We start from the raw sequence: 16,677 nt of genomic DNA on the forward strand, positions 1-16,677 counted from the left end.
AAAAATCACTTTCAAAACGATGGAATGACTTAAACGGAATGAAGATTCAGAGAGATTTATACAGTGCTTTTTTAATAATGAATATTTCAGGTGATTTAGAAAATTTTGATATAGAAAAATGCAATGATAGATTTCATACTTTTAAAACACTTCATGATATAGAAATTCAAAGATTAAAAAACACCTATACTTTGAGTAGTATGGGCATTTAAAAAGTAGAAAAAACGGTTTTGACACGAGCCGTATGTTATCGTTAATTCGTTCATTAGAATGATTGATAATGAAAGTCTCATAGAAATGAATCAGTCTTATATACTTTCGAGCATATTTGGAAGTTCATGTATATGAGAACCCAACGAGCTTTAGCCGTTGGAGTGTCAGACTCAGAATATTTTTGTATCGTCCCTTTGTATCATTCTCCATCTTTCACCATGCCACCATGCCTTTTTTGCTTCTGTGCATGGTTTCCTTGTAAAACCGACTAAGTTGGTATATAATATACGTTAGCGGTAAATGCAGGAAGAAAATAGATGGAAGTCCTGCAGAATCCTGCAAAAAAGAAATGGATAGAATACATGTATCGCAAAGTCTGTTTGTTGTATATGGAAATATATGGAAAAAACGGGAAACTTTGAGATATAGAAAGATGTATGGAGGGAGTTATGCTGACATTAGAGAATGTGTCCTTCGAGGTACCGGGAGAAAAAGGACAAAAAGAGATTATTCGCAACATCAGTCTGAATGTGGATGATCACAAGTTTGTGGTGATTACGGGTCCGAACGGTGGCGGAAAGTCCACACTGGCGAAGCTGATTGCGGGAATTGAGCGTCCGACATCGGGAAAAATTTATTTTAACGGTGAGGACATCACGGAGAAAACCATCACGGAACGTGCCAATATGGGAATCAGTTTTGCATTTCAGCAGCCGGTTCGCTTTAAGGGAATTCAGGTGCTTGACCTGATCCGTCTCGCAGCAAAGAAGAACCTTTCTGCGGCAGATGCGTGCAAGTATCTGTCGGAGGTTGGACTGTGCGCGAAAGATTATATCAACCGAGAGGTCAACGGAAGCCTTTCCGGCGGAGAGCTGAAGCGTATTGAGATTGCAACCGTTCTGGCAAGAGGAACAAAGCTGTCTGTATTTGATGAGCCGGAGGCAGGAATCGATCTTTGGAGCTTCCAGAATCTGATTCAGGTATTTGAGCGAATGAGAAAGCAGACGGACGGTTCCATTCTGATTATTTCTCACCAGGAGAGAATTCTTGACATTGCAGATGAGATCGTTGTGATCGCAGATGGAAAAGTGAGCAGACATGGCGCAAAGGATGACATTCTTCCGGGACTTCTTGGCACGGCATCGGCTATGAATCCCTGCGACAAATATTATCAGGGAGGGGCACAGGCATGATTGACGAGATTCAGAAGCACATTCTTGAGGAGGTAGCAGACCTCCACAGCGTTCCGGAGGGAGCATACAACATCCGGGCAAACGGTCAGATGGCAGGAAGAAACACGACCGCAAACATTGACATTGTATCCAAGACGGACAAGAGCGGCATCGATATCCGCATCAAACCGGGAACAAAGCATGAGAGCGTGCACATTCCGGTTGTTCTGAGTGCAAGTGGACTCAAGGAAGTGGTATACAATGATTTCTATATCGGTGAGGACTGTGACGTGGTGATTGTGGCAGGATGTGGAATTCACAACTGCGGAAACCAGGATTCCCAGCATGATGGCGTCCATCGCTTCTTCGTCGGAAAGAATGCAAAAGTAAAATACGTCGAGAAACATTACGGAGAGGGTGAGGGAGACGGAAAGAGAATCCTGAATCCGGTCACCGAGGCCTATATGGAAGAGGGAAGTGTCATGGAGATGGAGATGGTCCAGATCAAGGGCGTGGACTCCACGAACCGTATGACGACCGCAGAACTTGCCGCAGGGGCAAAGCTGGTTGTGCGGGAGCGTCTTCTGACCCACGGGGATCAGCACGCGGTCAGCGGCTATACCGTCACACTGAACGGAGACGATGCGAGCGCAGATGTGGTGTCCCGCTCCGTTGCAAAAGACCATTCCTACCAGAAATTTGATTCCCGTATTGTCGGAAATGCAAAGTGCACCGGTCATACCGAGTGTGATGCAATCATTATGGGCGATGCAAAGATTCTTGCAATTCCTCAGCTTGAGGCAAACAACATCGATGCAGCTCTGATCCACGAGGCAGCGATCGGAAAGATTGCCGGAGAGCAGATCATCAAACTGATGACCTTAGGTCTTACAGAAGAAGAGGCGGAGGCTCAGATCGTCAACGGCTTCCTGAAATAAGACGGAAGATGGAAGCCGGAACAGGCATTTAAGATAAAAAAAGAAATTTAAAAAGAAATTTAAAGGGAAGTTTAAAAAGAAGTTCAAGGGGAAATTCAAAGAAACATCCGATAGAGCCGTCGAAAAAGGACAAGAAAAGACGGAAAATCGGGAACTGAGAACAGAAGATCGAGAACAGCAAGGCAAAAGACATGAAAAATCTGATTGCTTTGCTGTTTTTGTATTATTGGTGTTAAAAATTCAGAAAATATGCTATAATAGGCGCAAAAGAAACTCAGAAACATCTCGAGAGGAGGTGCAATTTTTGACGATCAGAGAACAGCGAGAAAACATGGAAGCGGAGTATTTGAGTCCGTATGCTTCTTTGAGCAGGAACAGTGAGGGGAGAGAGGTCTGGGAGGAGCCCTGTGATATCCGGACAGCTTATCAGCGGGATCGAGACAGGATTCTTCACTGCAAAGCATTTCGGCGCCTGAAGCATAAGACTCAGGTCTTTTTTATTCCGGAGGGAGATCATTACCGGACACGCCTGACCCATACGTTAGAGGTTGCGCAGATCGCACGGACGATTGCGCGTGCACTCAGACTGAATGAGGATCTGACGGAAGCGATTGCACTCGGTCATGATCTCGGACATACGCCGTTTGGTCATTCCGGGGAGGCAGTTTTGAACCGGTTGTCGCCATTTGGTTTTGTTCACTCGGAACAGAGTGTGCGGGTTGTGGAAGTGCTTGAGAAGAACGGAAGAGGACTGAATCTGACGAGAGAAGTCCGGGATGGAATCCGGAATCACCGGACGAGTGGCCATCCTTCTACTTTAGAGGGAGCGATCGTGCGAATTTCCGATAAAGTGGCATACATCAATCACGATATTGATGATGCGATCCGCGGAAAGATTCTTGAGGAGAAAGACATTCCGGAGATGTATACAAAGGTACTGGGGCACAGTGTCAGGGAACGTCTCGACACAATCATTCATGATATTATCCTTAACAGCATGGATTGCCCGGAGATTTTGATGTCCCCGGGAATGGAAGATGCCGTTCAGGGACTTCGCTCGTGGATGTTTGAGCATGTCTATGAGAATGAGATTCCAAAGGCAGAGGAGGGACGGGCACAGCAGCTGATTGTGTCGCTGTACCGGTACTATATGGATCACATTGAGGAACTGCCGGAGGAGTATCGCCTCTTGATGGAACAGAGAGGAGAGGCAAGGGAGCGGATAATCTGCGACTATATTGCGGGAATGAGTGATGGGTACGCGATTGACCGCTTCGAAGAACTGTTTGTCCCGAAAGCGTGGAAGATTCTTTGATAAGTCGACTTGAAAATTGAGATATGGATGCTGAGTACATACAGACAGAAGGGAGAAGAGAGAAACAGATATGTATTATCCGGAGGAAGTAATAGAGGAAGTACGGACGAGAAACGATATTGTAGATATTGTCTCCCAGTATGTAAATCTGCAGAAAAAGGGAAGCAATTATTTTGGACTGTGTCCGTTTCACAATGAGAAATCTCCGTCCTTTTCCGTCTCTCCCCAGAAACAGATGTATTACTGCTTCGGGTGCGGAGCGGGAGGAAATGTCATCACATTTGTGATGGAGTATGAGAATGATACATTTCCGGAGGCGATGAAGCGTCTTGCCGACCGGGCAGGCGTAAAGCTTCCGGAGATTGAGTACACACAGGAGGAGCGCGCGAGGGAAGACAAACGCTCCACTCTTTTGGAGATCAATAAACTGGCTGCCAATTATTTTTATTATCATCTGCACCAGCCGCATGGAAAAATCGGGTATGAGTATTTCAAAAAACGAGCCCTCAGCGATGACACGATCCGCAGGTTCGGTCTTGGATTTGCGAATAAGACGGGAAATGATCTCTATCAGTACCTGCGGGCAAAGGGATACGGAGATGAGATTTTGAAAGAGTCCGGCCTTGTGACGATTGAGGAGCGGGGAACGTACGACAAATTCTGGAATCGTGTGATGTTTCCGATTATGGATGTCAACAGCCGCGTGATCGGATTTGGAGGCCGTGTGCTCGGGGACGGGGAACCGAAGTATCTGAACTCCCCGGAGACCCTTGTTTTTGATAAGAGCCGAAATCTGTACGGACTGAATTACGCGCGGACGAGCCGGGAAAAATATATGCTGCTCTGCGAGGGTTATATGGATGTGATTGCGATGCAGCAGGCTGGATTTCAGAATGCGGTTGCCTCGCTTGGAACGGCGTTTACCTCCCAGCAGGCAATGCTTTTAAAGCGCTATACCGAGCTTGTGATTCTCACCTATGACAGTGATGGAGCAGGTGTGAAAGCGGCCCTTCGTGCGATTCCGATTCTGAGAAATGTCGGGCTTTCCGCAAAAGTTTTGAATCTGAAACCGTACAAGGACCCGGATGAGTTTATCAAAAATATGGGTGCTGATGCGTTTCGGGAGCGGATTGCGAATGCAAAAAACAGTTTCCTTTTTGAGATTGAGGTCTTAAAGAGAGACTATCAGATGCAGGATCCGGAACAGAGGACAAAGTTCATCCATGCGGCGGCGGAGAAACTTCTTGAATTCACAGAGCCGCTGGAGCGGGATAATTACATTCAGGCTGTTGCCGGGGAACAGATGATTCCTTACAAAGATTTGAGAAATCTCGTAAATCGCCTCGGACTCAGCCGCGGTGTTGGTGACCGTTCCGGGCAGAATTCGGAATATGGAAATTCACCGGGCGGACGGGAGAAGCGCAAGAAGGTGGATCGGGATGAGGGCATTCGCCGTTCCCAGAGACTTCTCCTGACCTGGCTGATTGAAAAACCGAAACTCTTTGAGAAAGTCCGGGGAATTGTAGGACCGGATGACTTCGATGAGCCGCTCTATCATCAGGTGGCAGAGATGGTATTTGCGGAACAGGAGAAGGGCACGTTAAATCCCGCAGAAATTCTGAATCATTTTATCAATGATGAAGAACAATACAAAGAGGTGGCGGCGCTGTTCCATGCGAACCTGAAGGAGTCACTGAATAATGATGAGCAGAAGAAGGCATTTTCAGATACCGTGCTGAAAGTTCGCAAGCACAGTCTGGATGAGGCGAGCAGAAGTGCCTCGGATATTGTGCAGCTGCAAAAAATCATTCAGGAACAGGCGGCATTAAAGACACTTCATATCGATATTGACAGTTAAGCGTTTGAGATTGACAGGGATGGGACGCTTTGGCGGATCGATCCAATCGAAAACGGAATGACGGCATTTTGGGAGCACATCTTATGGAAAGGGCGGATAACTATGGAAGAACAGAAGCAGACACAGACATTTGAAGAAAAACTGACGCACCTTGTGGAAGAGGCACGCAAAAAGAAAAATGTGCTGGAAAATCGAGAGATTCTGGATTCCTTTCGGGGAGAGATTCTGGATCCCGAAAAACTGGATCGGATTTATGAATTTCTGGACCGCCATCATGTAGATGTCCTGCGAACGGAAGATGAGGACGAGATGGATCCGGATCTGTTTTCCGAGGAGGATCTCGATGAGGAAGAGGAGATCGATCCGGAGAAAATCGATTTGTCCGTGCCGGAGGGTGTCGGCGTTGAGGACCCGGTTCGGATGTACTTAAAAGAGATTGGAAAGATTCCGCTTCTCTCGACGGATGAGGAGATCGAACTTGCGAAAAAGATGGAACTGGGAGATCAGGAGGCGAGAAAACGTCTTGCCGAGGCAAACCTGCGCCTTGTCGTCAGCATTGCAAAGCGATATGTGGGACGTGGAATGCAGTTCCTGGATCTGATTCAGGAGGGTAACCTCGGTCTGATCAAGGCGGTCGAGAAGTTTGACTATCGAAAGGGATACAAGTTTTCCACCTACGCAACCTGGTGGATTCGTCAGGCCATCACGAGGGCAATCGCCGATCAGGCGAGAACGATCCGAATTCCGGTCCACATGGTTGAGACGATCAATCGTCTCGTGCGCACGTCGAGACAGCTCGTTCAGGAACTTGGGCGGGAACCTACTGTGGAGGAGATTGCGGCGCGCATGGAGATTCCGCCGGAGCGCGTGCGTGAGATCCGGAAGATTTCTCAGGATCCGGTCTCTCTTGAGACGCCGATCGGGGAAGAGGAGGACAGCCATCTCGGCGATTTCATTCAGGATGACCATGTCGCAGTTCCGGCGGAGGAGGCTGCCTTCACGCTTCTACATGAACAGCTGATGGAGGCACTCTCAACACTGACGGAGAGAGAGCAGAAAGTGCTTCGCCTGCGTTTTGGGCTCGATGACGGAAAGCCGAAGACACTTGAGGAAGTCGGCGGAGAATTCCATGTGACGAGAGAGAGAATCCGCCAGATTGAGGCGAAGGCGCTTCGCAAACTGCGCCATCCGAGCCGGTGCCGGAAACTGAAAGACTATCTGGATTAAAGGCATGGCGATATAGAATTAAACAATATTATAAGATTACAATATAATTACAATATATGGAAAGAGAGATACAGATTCTGTGCAGATAAAGTTATCAAAGAGACTTGAGACAATTGTGGAGATGGTTCCTGTGACCGGAAAAGACAGCTGTGTGGCAGATATCGGGACAGATCACGGCTTTGTCCCGATCCGTCTGATGGAACTTGAAAAGGCGGGACGGGCGCTTGCGATGGATGTGAGAAAGGGGCCGCTTCTCAGGGCGCAGGAACATGTGCTCGCGTTTGGAATGCAGGATCGGATTGAGACGCGGCTTAGTGATGGAATGCAGAAGCTGAAGGCAGGGGAGGCAGATACTGTCGTGATTGCCGGAATGGGCGGAGAGCTGATGCTTCGCATCCTGAAATCGGCAGATCCCGAGGTGATTTCCGGGATTCACACCTTTCTTCTGTCCCCGCAGTCGGAACTTGCCGTTTTCCGTCACGGGCTCGAGGTGCTTGGGCTTGCAATCCGGGAAGAGCGGATGCTTGAGGAGGATGGAAAGTACTACACGATCATGCGTGTGGAACATGGAAAGATGCACGCGGATTCCGAGGCAGAATACCGTTATGGCATGTGTCTTACAGAGGATTCCATTCCGGTTCTTGGAGAGCTTCTCGGAAAGGAAGAGAGACAGTACCGGGAGATTGCAGAGCATTTGAACAGGCAGGAAAAAGAGGGCGCGAAAGCTCGTCTGGAGGAAATTTCCGTGCTCTTACAGCAGATTGAGGAGGCAAAACAGAGATTATGCAGTGCAGAGAGATCATAAGAGCCCTGGATGAGCTTGCACCGCGGGCTTATGCCTGCGACTGGGACAACCCGGGTTTTCTGGCAGGACGGGCAGAAAAAGAAGTAAAGACGATTCTTGTGGCTCTGGATGCGACGGATGAGGTGATTGATCAGGCAATTCAGATCCATGCGGATATGATTGTGACCCATCATCCCCTGATTTTCAGGGCACTCAAGCAGGTCAATGATGAGCAGTTTATCGGCAGGCGGATTGTGAGGATGATTCAGGCAGATTTGAGCTATTTTGCGATGCACACAAATTTTGACATTGCACCGGGATGTATGGCGGATCTGGCAGCGGATCGGATCAGCCTGGATGCGGAGGCGCCGCTTGATGTGACGGTGCGGAATGAGAATGGAACCTTTGGAATCGGAAAGATCGGTGAGCTTCCGCAGGAGATGACACTCGAGGAGATTGCCGGACGGGTGAAAGAGGCTTTTGACCTGCCATTTGTGACCGTTTACGGAAGCAGACAGGTGACCGGGAAGATTCAAAGAGCGGCGATTTCGCCGGGATCTGGCGGAAGCATGGTCCGGACTGCGATTTCGCAGGGAGCAGGGGTTCTGATCACCGGGGATATCGGACATCACGACGGAATCGATGCGGCCTCCTGTGGGATGGCGATCATCGATGCGGGCCATTATGGTCTGGAACATATCTTTATTCCATTTGTGGCGGAATATCTGAGAAAGACATTTGCGGATCAGGTCACGGTGGCTGAGGCAGATCCGGCATTTCCGGCAATAGTGGTATAATGAGTGCAAAAACAAACTAGAATCTTTTGAGAGTACATGGCGGACAACAGGAGGGCAGGCAAATGATTCATGTGACGGTAGAAGGAGAAGTGCGCGAGTTTGAGGAAGAGACACTTCTCATGGATGTGGCAGCACTTTATCAGAGAAAGTTTGATTATGACATTCTTCTTGCACGGGTAAACGGAAAACTTCAGGAACTGCATAAGCGGGTGAAAGACGGGACGGAGATTACATTTCTGACCGCGAAAGACAGACCGGGTATTATGACTTACCAGAGAAGTGCGGTTCTGATTCTCTTAAAGGCGATCTATGAGGTGATCGGAGCCGACCACCTGAAGAAAGTCGCCGTGGATTTTTCGATTGGAAATGGGCTTTTTATGGAACCGATCGGAGATTTTGAGGTGACACCGGAGATTGCAGGAAAGATCCGCGATCAGATGCGGGCATATGTGAATGCGGCAATTCCGATTATGAAGAGAAGCATGAATACGGATGAGGCAGTGGAGCTCTTCCATCAGCACAAAATGTACGACAAAGAGAGACTTTTTCACTATCGAAGAGTTTCCCGCGTAAATATTTACAGCATTGGAAAATTTGAGGACTACAACTATGGATACATGGTGCAGAATACCGGATATATCCAGTATTTTGATGTGATTGCCTATAAACGCGGACTCGTGCTTCTGCTTCCTGACTCCTCCAATCCGACGGAGATTCCAGAGTTTCAGCCGCAGGAGAAACTGTTCTCCGTCCTGAAAGAAGCGAAAGACTGGGGCAGAAGCTTAAAGATTCCGACGGTTGGATCGTTAAATGAGCAGATTACACAGGGAAAACTCAATGACCTGATTCTGATTCAGGAAGCCCGGATGGAAAAGAAGATGGGCGATATTGCGGAGATGATCAAGAATCAGCCGGACAAGAAATTCGTGATGATCGCCGGTCCGTCCTCCTCGGGAAAGACGACGTTCTCCCATCGCCTTTCGATCCAGCTGAGGGCAAACGGCATGGTTCCGCACCCGATCTCGGTGGACAATTATTTTGTCAACCGTGTGAACAGCCCGAAAAATCCGGATGGAAGTTACAATTACGAAGTGCTTGAGTGCCTCGATGTCGAGAAATTCAATCAGGATATGACAGATCTTTTAGCGGGAAAGACGGTTCAGCTTCCGGTCTATAACTTTGTGACGGGAGAGAGAGAGTATCAGGGAGACTGGCTGACGCTCGGCGAGAATGATATTCTGGTTATCGAGGGAATCCACTGTCTGAATGAGAGACTCTCATACAGTCTTCCGAGAGAGAACAAATTCAAGATTTATATCAGTGCACTCACGCAGCTCGGAATCGATGAACACAACCGGATTCCGACGACGGACGGTCGGCTGATCCGTCGCATTGTCCGGGATGCAAGGACGAGAGGTGCTTCCGCCCAGGATACGATCCGGATGTGGCCGTCGGTTCGCCGCGGAGAGGAGGAAAACATCTTCCCGTATCAGGAGGAGGCAGATGTGATGTTTAACTCGGCTCTCGTCTATGAACTGGCAGTACTCAAGCAGTTTGCAGAGCCGGCGCTCTTTAGTGTCCCGCGCGACAGTGCAGAGTATGTGGAGGCAAAACGCCTGCTTAAATTCCTGGATTATTTCCTCGGAGTCGGCTGTGAGAACATTCCGCAGAACTCGATTCTTAGGGAGTTTGTCGGAGGAAGCTGCTTCCGCGTATAACAACACTTACTTGACAGTTTTAAAAACCAATGGTAGAATAGACACGTTTGAGCAGGACAGATGGTCGCTGCCACAAGACCGAAAGGTTGTGGGAGAGGAAAGTCCGGGCTTCACAGGGCAGGGTGCCAGATAACGTCTGGCGGAGGTGACTCTAGGGACAGTGCAACAGAAATATACCGCCGGTTCGCGCCGGTAAGGGTGGAAAGGCAGTGTAAGAGACTACCGCCTGGCTGGTAACAGGCAGGGCACATGTAAACCCCACTTGAAGCAAGACCGAACAGAAAGCATAAGGCGGCCCGTCTGCTTTCGGGTAGGTCGCTTGAACCAGGTGGCGACATCTGGTCTAGATAGATGACCATCCAACGACATAACCCGGCTTATCGTCCTGCTCATTCAAAAAAGTGCGTGAATGGGCGCACCGGAAATATTTGATGATGAATTGAGAGCTCTCCGCACAGCGGGGAGCTTTTTGCATAACTCAGAGTGGATGTGAGAAAGGACGGCTTTCAGTGAGAAAATACCGATGTGCGTGGCGAACCGGATTCCGGCGGATTCTCATTCTGTTGATCAGTGTGATTTTTATTGCGCTGTCTGCGGGGGAGAGCCGGGCAATGGAGGCGCCTGGGGATGGAGGCAGTGACTGGATCTATAAAAATTATCACTGGTATTATCGCGATCCGGACGGAAGCAATCACACCGGATGGCTGAAATACGGCGGAGAGTGGTACTGGTTTTCGGAAAGTGGAGAGATGGCGGACGGGGGCAGCCAGATCGTTGACGGTGTGATGTACTATTTTTTCATCAACGGCCATATGGCGAGAAATCAGTATCTCGGACTGGAGTTTTTTGGAGATGACGGACAGCACCAGAGCAGCGGGGATATCCGGACGATCGGAAATGCAGAGGTCACAACGGAGCAGAAGGATCTGATCACCGATGCGCTCTACCTCGTTCCGCGCGGCTGGCTGGAGCGTTTTGTGAGAGATGGCTGGCAGATCATGTTTTACACAAAGAAGAAATACTTTGCGGCACCGTCGACCGATCTCGGGATCTATTATGTCTATCACAGTGTTGACTGCGAGTATGAGAAAGTGAAGACGACAAAACCGGAGGCTCTTCTTGAGGCGATGTGCGAGTATGTGGGAGAGGCAGCGGGCTGTTATCGGGAGAATGATGAGCGGATGGCTGTGCTGTGGAATGCTTATCCGGTGCTTCGGGGAGTTTTGGAGATTCCGGATTATTACGCGAGTGACAGCAAGTTTTATTTCGGAAAACTCGTGTCCGCCTATTTGGAGGGGGAGAAGACCGCTGAGATTCGCCGCGCGGCGCCGGAAGTCTGCGAGGTGATCGAGGAGATTCTCCACCAGAATGACAGTGAGGAAGAGCGGGAATTTTACAGAAAACAGGCAGAACTTGCAAGAGCGGAGGCAGAAGCCTACGAAGAGCGGGTGAGAGCGGAGGGAGGACCGGGAGTCAAGCAGGAAACGACACAGGAAGTACAGGGAGAATGATTCTAAAAAAATAATGAGAAGAGAGATGGGAATTGAATGAAAAAAAGAGCTGGCTTATTCAGCCAGCTCCTCCCACTGAGCATAGAGCGTTTCCAGATTTGTCTGGAGCGCTTCTTTTTCTTTGTTGAGCTCGACGAGACGGGAAACATCGGTGTAGATCTCCTCCTGAGTCAGGAGTTCATCGATCTCGGCATCCCGGGTCTCGAGTTTTTCGATCTCGGTTTCAATCTTTTTTAAATCATTCTGGCGTTTGCGGATCCGGGCCTGTTCTTCCTTCTGTGCTTTCCAGTCCTGCTTGGTGTCGGAACCTGCATCTGCACTGTTTGCGCTGTTTCCGGCCGCTGAGGAAGACCAGACGCTCTTTCCGACACCCGGAATCTGCTGGGACGAGGTCTGCGCGTTGGCTCCCGGAGCGTAGAGATCGGTCATCAGTTCCTTCTTCTCGAGATAGTAATCGTAATTTCCGATATAGTTGATGAAGGTCTGTCCGGTCAGCTCAAGGATTCTTGTCGCGGTCTGATTGATGAAATAGCGGTCATGCGAGACGTAGAGCACGGTTCCGGTGTAGTTTTTGAGGGCTTCCTCGAGGATCTCCTTGGAGGTGATGTCGAGGTGGTTCGTCGGCTCATCGAGGATCAGGAAGTTTGCCTCGGAGAGCATCAGCTTTGCGAGGGAGACACGTCCGCGCTCACCGCCGCTTAAGTCAGAGATGCGCTTGAACACGTCATCCCCGGTAAAGAGGAAGGCTGCTAAAATGTTTCTCACCTGCGTGTTGCTCAGATTCGGATAGGCATCCTGAACTTCCTCAAACACCGTTTTTTCCATATGGAGGACGTGGTGCTCCTGATCGTAGTAACCGATATGCACCTTGGAGCCGAGCGTGATGGTTCCGCCGTCGGACGGAAGCATGCCGTTGATCAGCTTTAACAGGGTTGTCTTTCCGGTTCCGTTATTTCCGATGACAGCGACGCGCTCTCCTCGCTTGACATCGATATCCGCGTGGGAGAACAGAGTCTGGGAGCCGAAAGATTTGCTCAAATCCCGGATGGTCAGGACATCGCTTCCGCTGACAATGTTTGGCTCAAGCTTGATCCGCATCTCATCGCTGATCTCGGCAGGCTTGTCGAGAATCTCGATTTTGGAGAGCATCTTTTCACGGCTCTCGGCACGCTTGATGGATTTCTCGCGGTTGAAGGATTTAAGCTTTGCGATCACTTCCTCCTGATGGTGGATTTCCTGCTGCTGGTTCAAATATGCCTTCATCTGTGCAGCGCGGATCATCGCCTTCTTCTCGCTGTAATCGGTGTAGTTTCCGAGATACGTCGTGCTGCGCCCGTTTTCAAGTTCTACGATCTTTGTCACAACGCGGTTTAAGAAATAACGGTCGTGGGCGACGATCACAACGGCGCCGTTATATCCGCGCAGATAGTTCTCGAGCCAGGAGATCGACTCCATATCGAGATGGTTCGTCGGCTCGTCGAGGAGAATTACGTCCGGTTTGGAGAGAAGCAGACGGCCGAGAGAGACGCGGGTCTTCTGGCCGCCGGAGAGCGTGGAAACCTGCTTGTCAAACTCGTCCTCATTGAATCCGAGACCCTTGAGGACGCCGACAATCTCGCTTTTCCATGCATAGCCGTTTTCCAGCTCAAACGTGTGGTTTAAACGGCTGTAAGCGGAGAGCATCTGTTCGAGTTCCTCGCCGGAGGCATCGCGCATCTGAAGTTCGAGACTGCGGATCTGTTCCTCCATCTCGATGATCGGCCGTTTGACCTCTTTAAGCTCCTCATAGATTGTGCGTCCGCTCTCGAGATCCTGATGCTGTGCGAGATAGCCGAGCGTCTTTCCGCGGGAGAGAACGGATTCTCCGGTGTCCGGGGAGAGTTCTCCGACAATGATTTTTAAGAGGGTGGATTTGCCGGCACCGTTGATTCCGACGATCGCAGCCTTCTCCTGATCCTCTACATGAAAAGAGACATCCGACAAGATCTGGTCTGTTCCGAATGCCTTGCTGATATGGTTGCAGGATAATATCATAAATAAAACCTCATTTCTTGTTTCTCAATTTTTGTTTTTCAACCCAAATTTGTTTGTTTATAGTTGTTTGTTTATGTTTGCTTGTTTACACCTGTTTCTTCTTGGGGTGGACGAAGATTTAGGCATACTACGAAAAGTATAGTATAAAACCTTCAAATTTTCAATCATTTATCCGGAAGGGTTTTGGAGAGCACCGTCCATTTGGGGACAAAATCCGTTGCTGTCCGCGCAGGGCGTGAACGGTAAGATATTTCTGTCACTGTACGTGTATATAAACAGTTTGACATAAAAATGGCAAAAGGTTATAATAGAAAACAGTTGACAGACAGTAGAGAGGTGGCAGGGAATCATGGAAGGCAGAGAAATTTCAAAGGCGGTAATTACCCGTCTGCCCAGGTATTACCGTTATCTGGGAGAACTGATGGAACTTGGTGTGGAGAGAATTTCCTCCAACGAGCTGAGTTCCCGGATGAAAGTGACGGCATCACAGATTCGTCAGGATCTGAATAATTTCGGTGGTTTTGGTCAGCAGGGATATGGATATAATGTAAAGTATCTGTATACGGAGATTGGAAAGATCCTCGGAATTGACCGGAAACACAACCTGATTATCATTGGTGCCGGTAATTTGGGACAGGCGATTGCGAACTACGCCAATTTTGAGAAGCGTGGATTTATCATCAAGGGAATGTTTGATATCAACCCGCGTCTGATTGGTCTTGTAGTGCGCGGAATTGAGATTCGCGGAGTAGATGATTTAGAGCAGTTTATCCGGGATAACAATGTGCAGATGGCAGCGCTCACAATCCCGAAGACAAAGGCGCCGGAGATTGCGGACCGTCTGGTCAGCGCGGGAATCAAGGCGATCTGGAACTTTGCACATGTGGATCTGAATGTGCCGGATGATGTTGTGGTAGAAAATGTACATCTGTCCGAGAGTCTGATGCGTCTTTCCTATCGTGTGTGCCGTCTTCAGGATCAGAAAGAAGAGCAGGAGCGACGCGCAAAGGAGAAGAAAGAGAAAGAAAAGAAATCCTAAATAAAAAGAAAAAGAGGAATGGTTTCGGAAAAAACGGATCGTTTCGTACATGATGTGGCGGATACCGGCAGGAGAAAGAGCATGTCTCATTTCGCCTGCCGGTTTTGCGCGTGTATGTTAGAAAAATATCTAAAATAAAAAAGATCAGGGACAGGAGGCGGGCGGATGAGGTACTTTGTGACCGGCAGGCAGATGAAACAGATTGATCAGGACACGATAGAGCGGATTGGGATTCCGTCGCTTGTCCTGATGGAGCGGGCAGCGTTAGCGATTGCGGATGCCGTGGAAGAAATGATCGTAGCAGAAGGAAAATCCGGGAAATCGGCGCGGATTCTGATTGCTTGCGGAACGGGAAACAACGGTGCGGACGGAATTGCAGCGGGGAGGATTCTTTGCGGGCGCGGATATGAGGCGGTGGTGCTTCTTGGCGGAAATCCGGATCACGAGACGGAAGAACATCGCAGACAGCAAAGGATTGCCGAGGCGCTCGGCGTGCCGATCGTAAGAGAAGAGAGCGAGAGCGCCGGAAGCTGGAATGTGATTGTGGATGCCGTGTTTGGCATCGGACTTACGAGAGAGATCACCGGGGAGTGGAAGACATTTCTCGAGCATCTCTGTGAGATTGTCCGCCGGGACAGCGCCAAAGTGGTGGCGGCAGATACCCCGTCCGGCATTCACTCCCAGACGGGGCGCGTGATGGGAATCGCGCTGAGGGCAGACCTCACCGTGACCTTTGGCTATGGAAAGACCGGACTTTTTCTCTATCCCGGGCGGACTTATGCCGGAAACGTGCGGGTGGCCGAAGTGGGATTTTCTAATGTCAGCTTAAAGCGTGCCGGATGGGACTGCACTTCCCTTGAGGAGGCGGATCTTGCAGAACTGCCGGCGCGCCAGCCGGACGGAAACAAGGGCACATTTGGCAAGGTCCTTGTGATCGCCGGGAGCCGGGGAATGAGTGGAGCGGCGTATTTTTCCGCGCTTGCAGCCTACCGGACCGGAGCGGGGCTTGTGAAAGTCCTGACGGTTCCGGAAAACCGGACGGTGATTCAGATGCAGCTTCCGGAGGCGGTTGTCTCGGTTTACGACCCGGAGGCGATTGCGGCTGAGGAACATTCCACCGATTTTCTGAGAGAGGCGTGCGACTGGGCAGATGTGATTGTTCTCGGGCCGGGGCTTGGTCAGGAGCCGTATGTCGAATATCTCGTGGAGGCGGTCCTGGAGCATGCGTATGTGCCGCTTGTTCTGGATGCAGACGGGCTCAACACGGTGGCATCCCATCCGTACCTGACGAGGTACTTTACGGAAAATATTATTTTGACTCCTCACATGGGAGAGATGGCAAGACTCTGTTCCTGCCCGATTTCGGAACTCAAGGAAGATCCGGTTCAGGCGGTGAAATCGTACAGCAGCCGGTATGGAGTGACCTGTGTGATGAAAGATGCATCGACGGTGATCTCCGATAAAGATGGGAATGTCTGGCTGAATACAAGCGGGTGCAGTGCGATGGCAAAGGGCGGTTCCGGGGATGTGCTGACCGGAGTCATCGCAGGTCTGCTCGCGCGCGGGATGGACTGCGATCGCGCAGCGGCATTTGGCGTTTTCCTGCACGGTCTTGCCGGAGAAACGGCAGCTGTTAAATACGGAGAGAACGGTGTGCTTGCGCGCAGTCTCGCCGATGCGGTTGCACAGACGGAAAAGGAGAACCGGACCGGCAGAAAAACCGACAAAGATGGTGAATCAAGAAACTGACAGATAATTAAAAAAAAGAAGGAACAGAAGGAGATAACAGGAAAATGAAGACGTATACGCGGGTCTGGGCACCGATTGATCTGGATGCGGTTGTTTATAATATGGAATCTATGAAGAAGAATCTGAATCCCGGCACAAAGATGGTGGGTGTCGTGAAGACAGATGGATATGGTCACGGTGCAGTTCCGATTGCAACGGCGATTGATCCGTTTGTCGCAGGATATGCGGTGGCAACGCCGGAGGAGGCATATGTGCTCCGCCGCCACGGGGTCACGAAATGGATTCTCGTTCTGGGAGTTGCCCATGAGAGCCAGTATGAGGA

General features: G+C 49.9%; 14 protein-coding genes and 1 other RNA gene. 14 read left to right on the top strand and 1 reads right to left on the bottom strand.

The window, feature by feature from the left end; translation table 11 throughout:
• The 11 genes from ACR0QE_RS10965 to ACR0QE_RS11015 form a co-directional block, all read left to right on the top strand.
• Window positions 1-212 (top strand): hypothetical protein (locus ACR0QE_RS10965; RefSeq protein WP_432628394.1); only part of this gene is annotated, 212 nt, incomplete at its 5' end.
• A gap of 450 nt (window positions 213-662) precedes the next feature.
• Window positions 663-1,406, top strand: a complete 744-nt coding sequence (locus ACR0QE_RS10970; protein WP_432628395.1) for an ABC transporter ATP-binding protein — start codon at window positions 663-665, stop codon at window positions 1,404-1,406.
• The gene (locus tag ACR0QE_RS10975; RefSeq protein WP_432628396.1) at window positions 1,403-2,323 is read left to right on the top strand and encodes a SufB/SufD family protein; all 921 of its coding nucleotides are present in this window, start codon (window positions 1,403-1,405) and stop codon (window positions 2,321-2,323) included. The genes ACR0QE_RS10970 and ACR0QE_RS10975 overlap by 4 nt, the downstream gene beginning before the upstream one ends.
• A gap of 304 nt (window positions 2,324-2,627) precedes the next feature.
• The gene (locus tag ACR0QE_RS10980) at window positions 2,628-3,638 is read left to right on the top strand and encodes a deoxyguanosinetriphosphate triphosphohydrolase (RefSeq protein WP_432628397.1); all 1,011 of its coding nucleotides are present in this window, start codon (window positions 2,628-2,630) and stop codon (window positions 3,636-3,638) included.
• 70 nt (window positions 3,639-3,708) lie between these two features.
• Window positions 3,709-5,496, top strand: coding sequence for a DNA primase (gene dnaG / locus ACR0QE_RS10985; protein WP_432628398.1), 1,788 nt, complete (start codon window positions 3,709-3,711; stop codon window positions 5,494-5,496).
• Window positions 5,497-5,598: 102 nt separating this feature from the next.
• A complete protein-coding gene (gene rpoD, locus ACR0QE_RS10990) occupies window positions 5,599-6,723 on the top strand; it encodes an RNA polymerase sigma factor RpoD (protein ID WP_432628399.1) in 1,125 nt (374 codons plus the stop codon).
• A 79-nt stretch (window positions 6,724-6,802) separates the two neighbouring features.
• On the top strand, window positions 6,803-7,528 hold the full coding sequence (locus ACR0QE_RS10995; protein WP_432628400.1) for a tRNA (adenine(22)-N(1))-methyltransferase: 726 nt from the start codon (window positions 6,803-6,805) through the stop codon (window positions 7,526-7,528).
• Window positions 7,507-8,304, top strand: a complete 798-nt coding sequence (locus ACR0QE_RS11000) for a Nif3-like dinuclear metal center hexameric protein (protein ID WP_432628401.1) — start codon at window positions 7,507-7,509, stop codon at window positions 8,302-8,304. Before ACR0QE_RS10995 ends, ACR0QE_RS11000 begins: the two co-directional genes overlap by 22 nt.
• Before the next feature lie 62 nt (window positions 8,305-8,366).
• The gene (locus ACR0QE_RS11005; protein ID WP_432628402.1) at window positions 8,367-10,022 is read left to right on the top strand and encodes a nucleoside kinase; all 1,656 of its coding nucleotides are present in this window, start codon (window positions 8,367-8,369) and stop codon (window positions 10,020-10,022) included.
• A 48-nt stretch (window positions 10,023-10,070) separates the two neighbouring features.
• Window positions 10,071-10,418, top strand: an RNA gene (gene rnpB, locus ACR0QE_RS11010) — RNase P RNA component class A.
• 113 nt (window positions 10,419-10,531) lie between these two features.
• A complete protein-coding gene (locus ACR0QE_RS11015; protein ID WP_432628403.1) occupies window positions 10,532-11,533 on the top strand; it encodes a hypothetical protein in 1,002 nt (333 codons plus the stop codon).
• Between the two features lie 54 nt (window positions 11,534-11,587).
• On the opposite strand, the gene abc-f is transcribed toward ACR0QE_RS11015, so the two are convergent.
• Window positions 11,588-13,567, bottom strand: coding sequence for a ribosomal protection-like ABC-F family protein (abc-f, locus tag ACR0QE_RS11020; protein WP_432628404.1), 1,980 nt, complete (start codon window positions 13,565-13,567; stop codon window positions 11,588-11,590).
• Window positions 13,568-13,916: 349 nt separating this feature from the next.
• Between abc-f and ACR0QE_RS11025 the strand changes: the two genes are divergently transcribed.
• From ACR0QE_RS11025 to ACR0QE_RS11035, 3 genes are all read left to right on the top strand, one after another.
• Window positions 13,917-14,606 carry a redox-sensing transcriptional repressor Rex gene (locus ACR0QE_RS11025; protein ID WP_432628405.1) on the top strand — a complete coding sequence of 230 codons (690 nt, stop codon included), beginning with the start codon at window positions 13,917-13,919 and terminating at the stop codon, window positions 14,604-14,606.
• 165 nt (window positions 14,607-14,771) lie between these two features.
• On the top strand, window positions 14,772-16,355 hold the full coding sequence (locus tag ACR0QE_RS11030; protein ID WP_432628406.1) for an NAD(P)H-hydrate dehydratase: 1,584 nt from the start codon (window positions 14,772-14,774) through the stop codon (window positions 16,353-16,355).
• Window positions 16,356-16,399: 44 nt separating this feature from the next.
• A partial coding sequence (locus ACR0QE_RS11035) for an alanine racemase (protein WP_432628407.1) occupies window positions 16,400-16,677 on the top strand: 278 nt, incomplete at its 3' end.

It is taken from the genome of Brotaphodocola sp. (assembly GCF_050873065.1).
In the GTDB taxonomy this organism is placed as follows: Bacteria; Bacillota; Clostridia; order Lachnospirales; family Lachnospiraceae; genus Brotaphodocola.

Coding starts and splice junctions, on each gene's coding strand:
- ACR0QE_RS10970 (WP_432628395.1), top strand. CDS start 663: ATGCTGACATTAGAGAATGTGTCCTTCGAGGTACCGGGAGAAAAAGGA.
- ACR0QE_RS10975 (WP_432628396.1), top strand. CDS start 1,403: ATGATTGACGAGATTCAGAAGCACATTCTTGAGGAGGTAGCAGACCTC.
- dnaG (WP_432628398.1), top strand. CDS start 3,709: ATGTATTATCCGGAGGAAGTAATAGAGGAAGTACGGACGAGAAACGAT.
- rpoD (WP_432628399.1), top strand. CDS start 5,599: ATGGAAGAACAGAAGCAGACACAGACATTTGAAGAAAAACTGACGCAC.
- ACR0QE_RS11000 (WP_432628401.1), top strand. CDS start 7,507: ATGCAGTGCAGAGAGATCATAAGAGCCCTGGATGAGCTTGCACCGCGG.
- ACR0QE_RS11005 (WP_432628402.1), top strand. CDS start 8,367: ATGATTCATGTGACGGTAGAAGGAGAAGTGCGCGAGTTTGAGGAAGAG.
- abc-f (WP_432628404.1), bottom strand. CDS start 13,567: ATGATATTATCCTGCAACCATATCAGCAAGGCATTCGGAACAGACCAG.
- ACR0QE_RS11025 (WP_432628405.1), top strand. CDS start 13,917: ATGGAAGGCAGAGAAATTTCAAAGGCGGTAATTACCCGTCTGCCCAGG.
- ACR0QE_RS11030 (WP_432628406.1), top strand. CDS start 14,772: ATGAGGTACTTTGTGACCGGCAGGCAGATGAAACAGATTGATCAGGAC.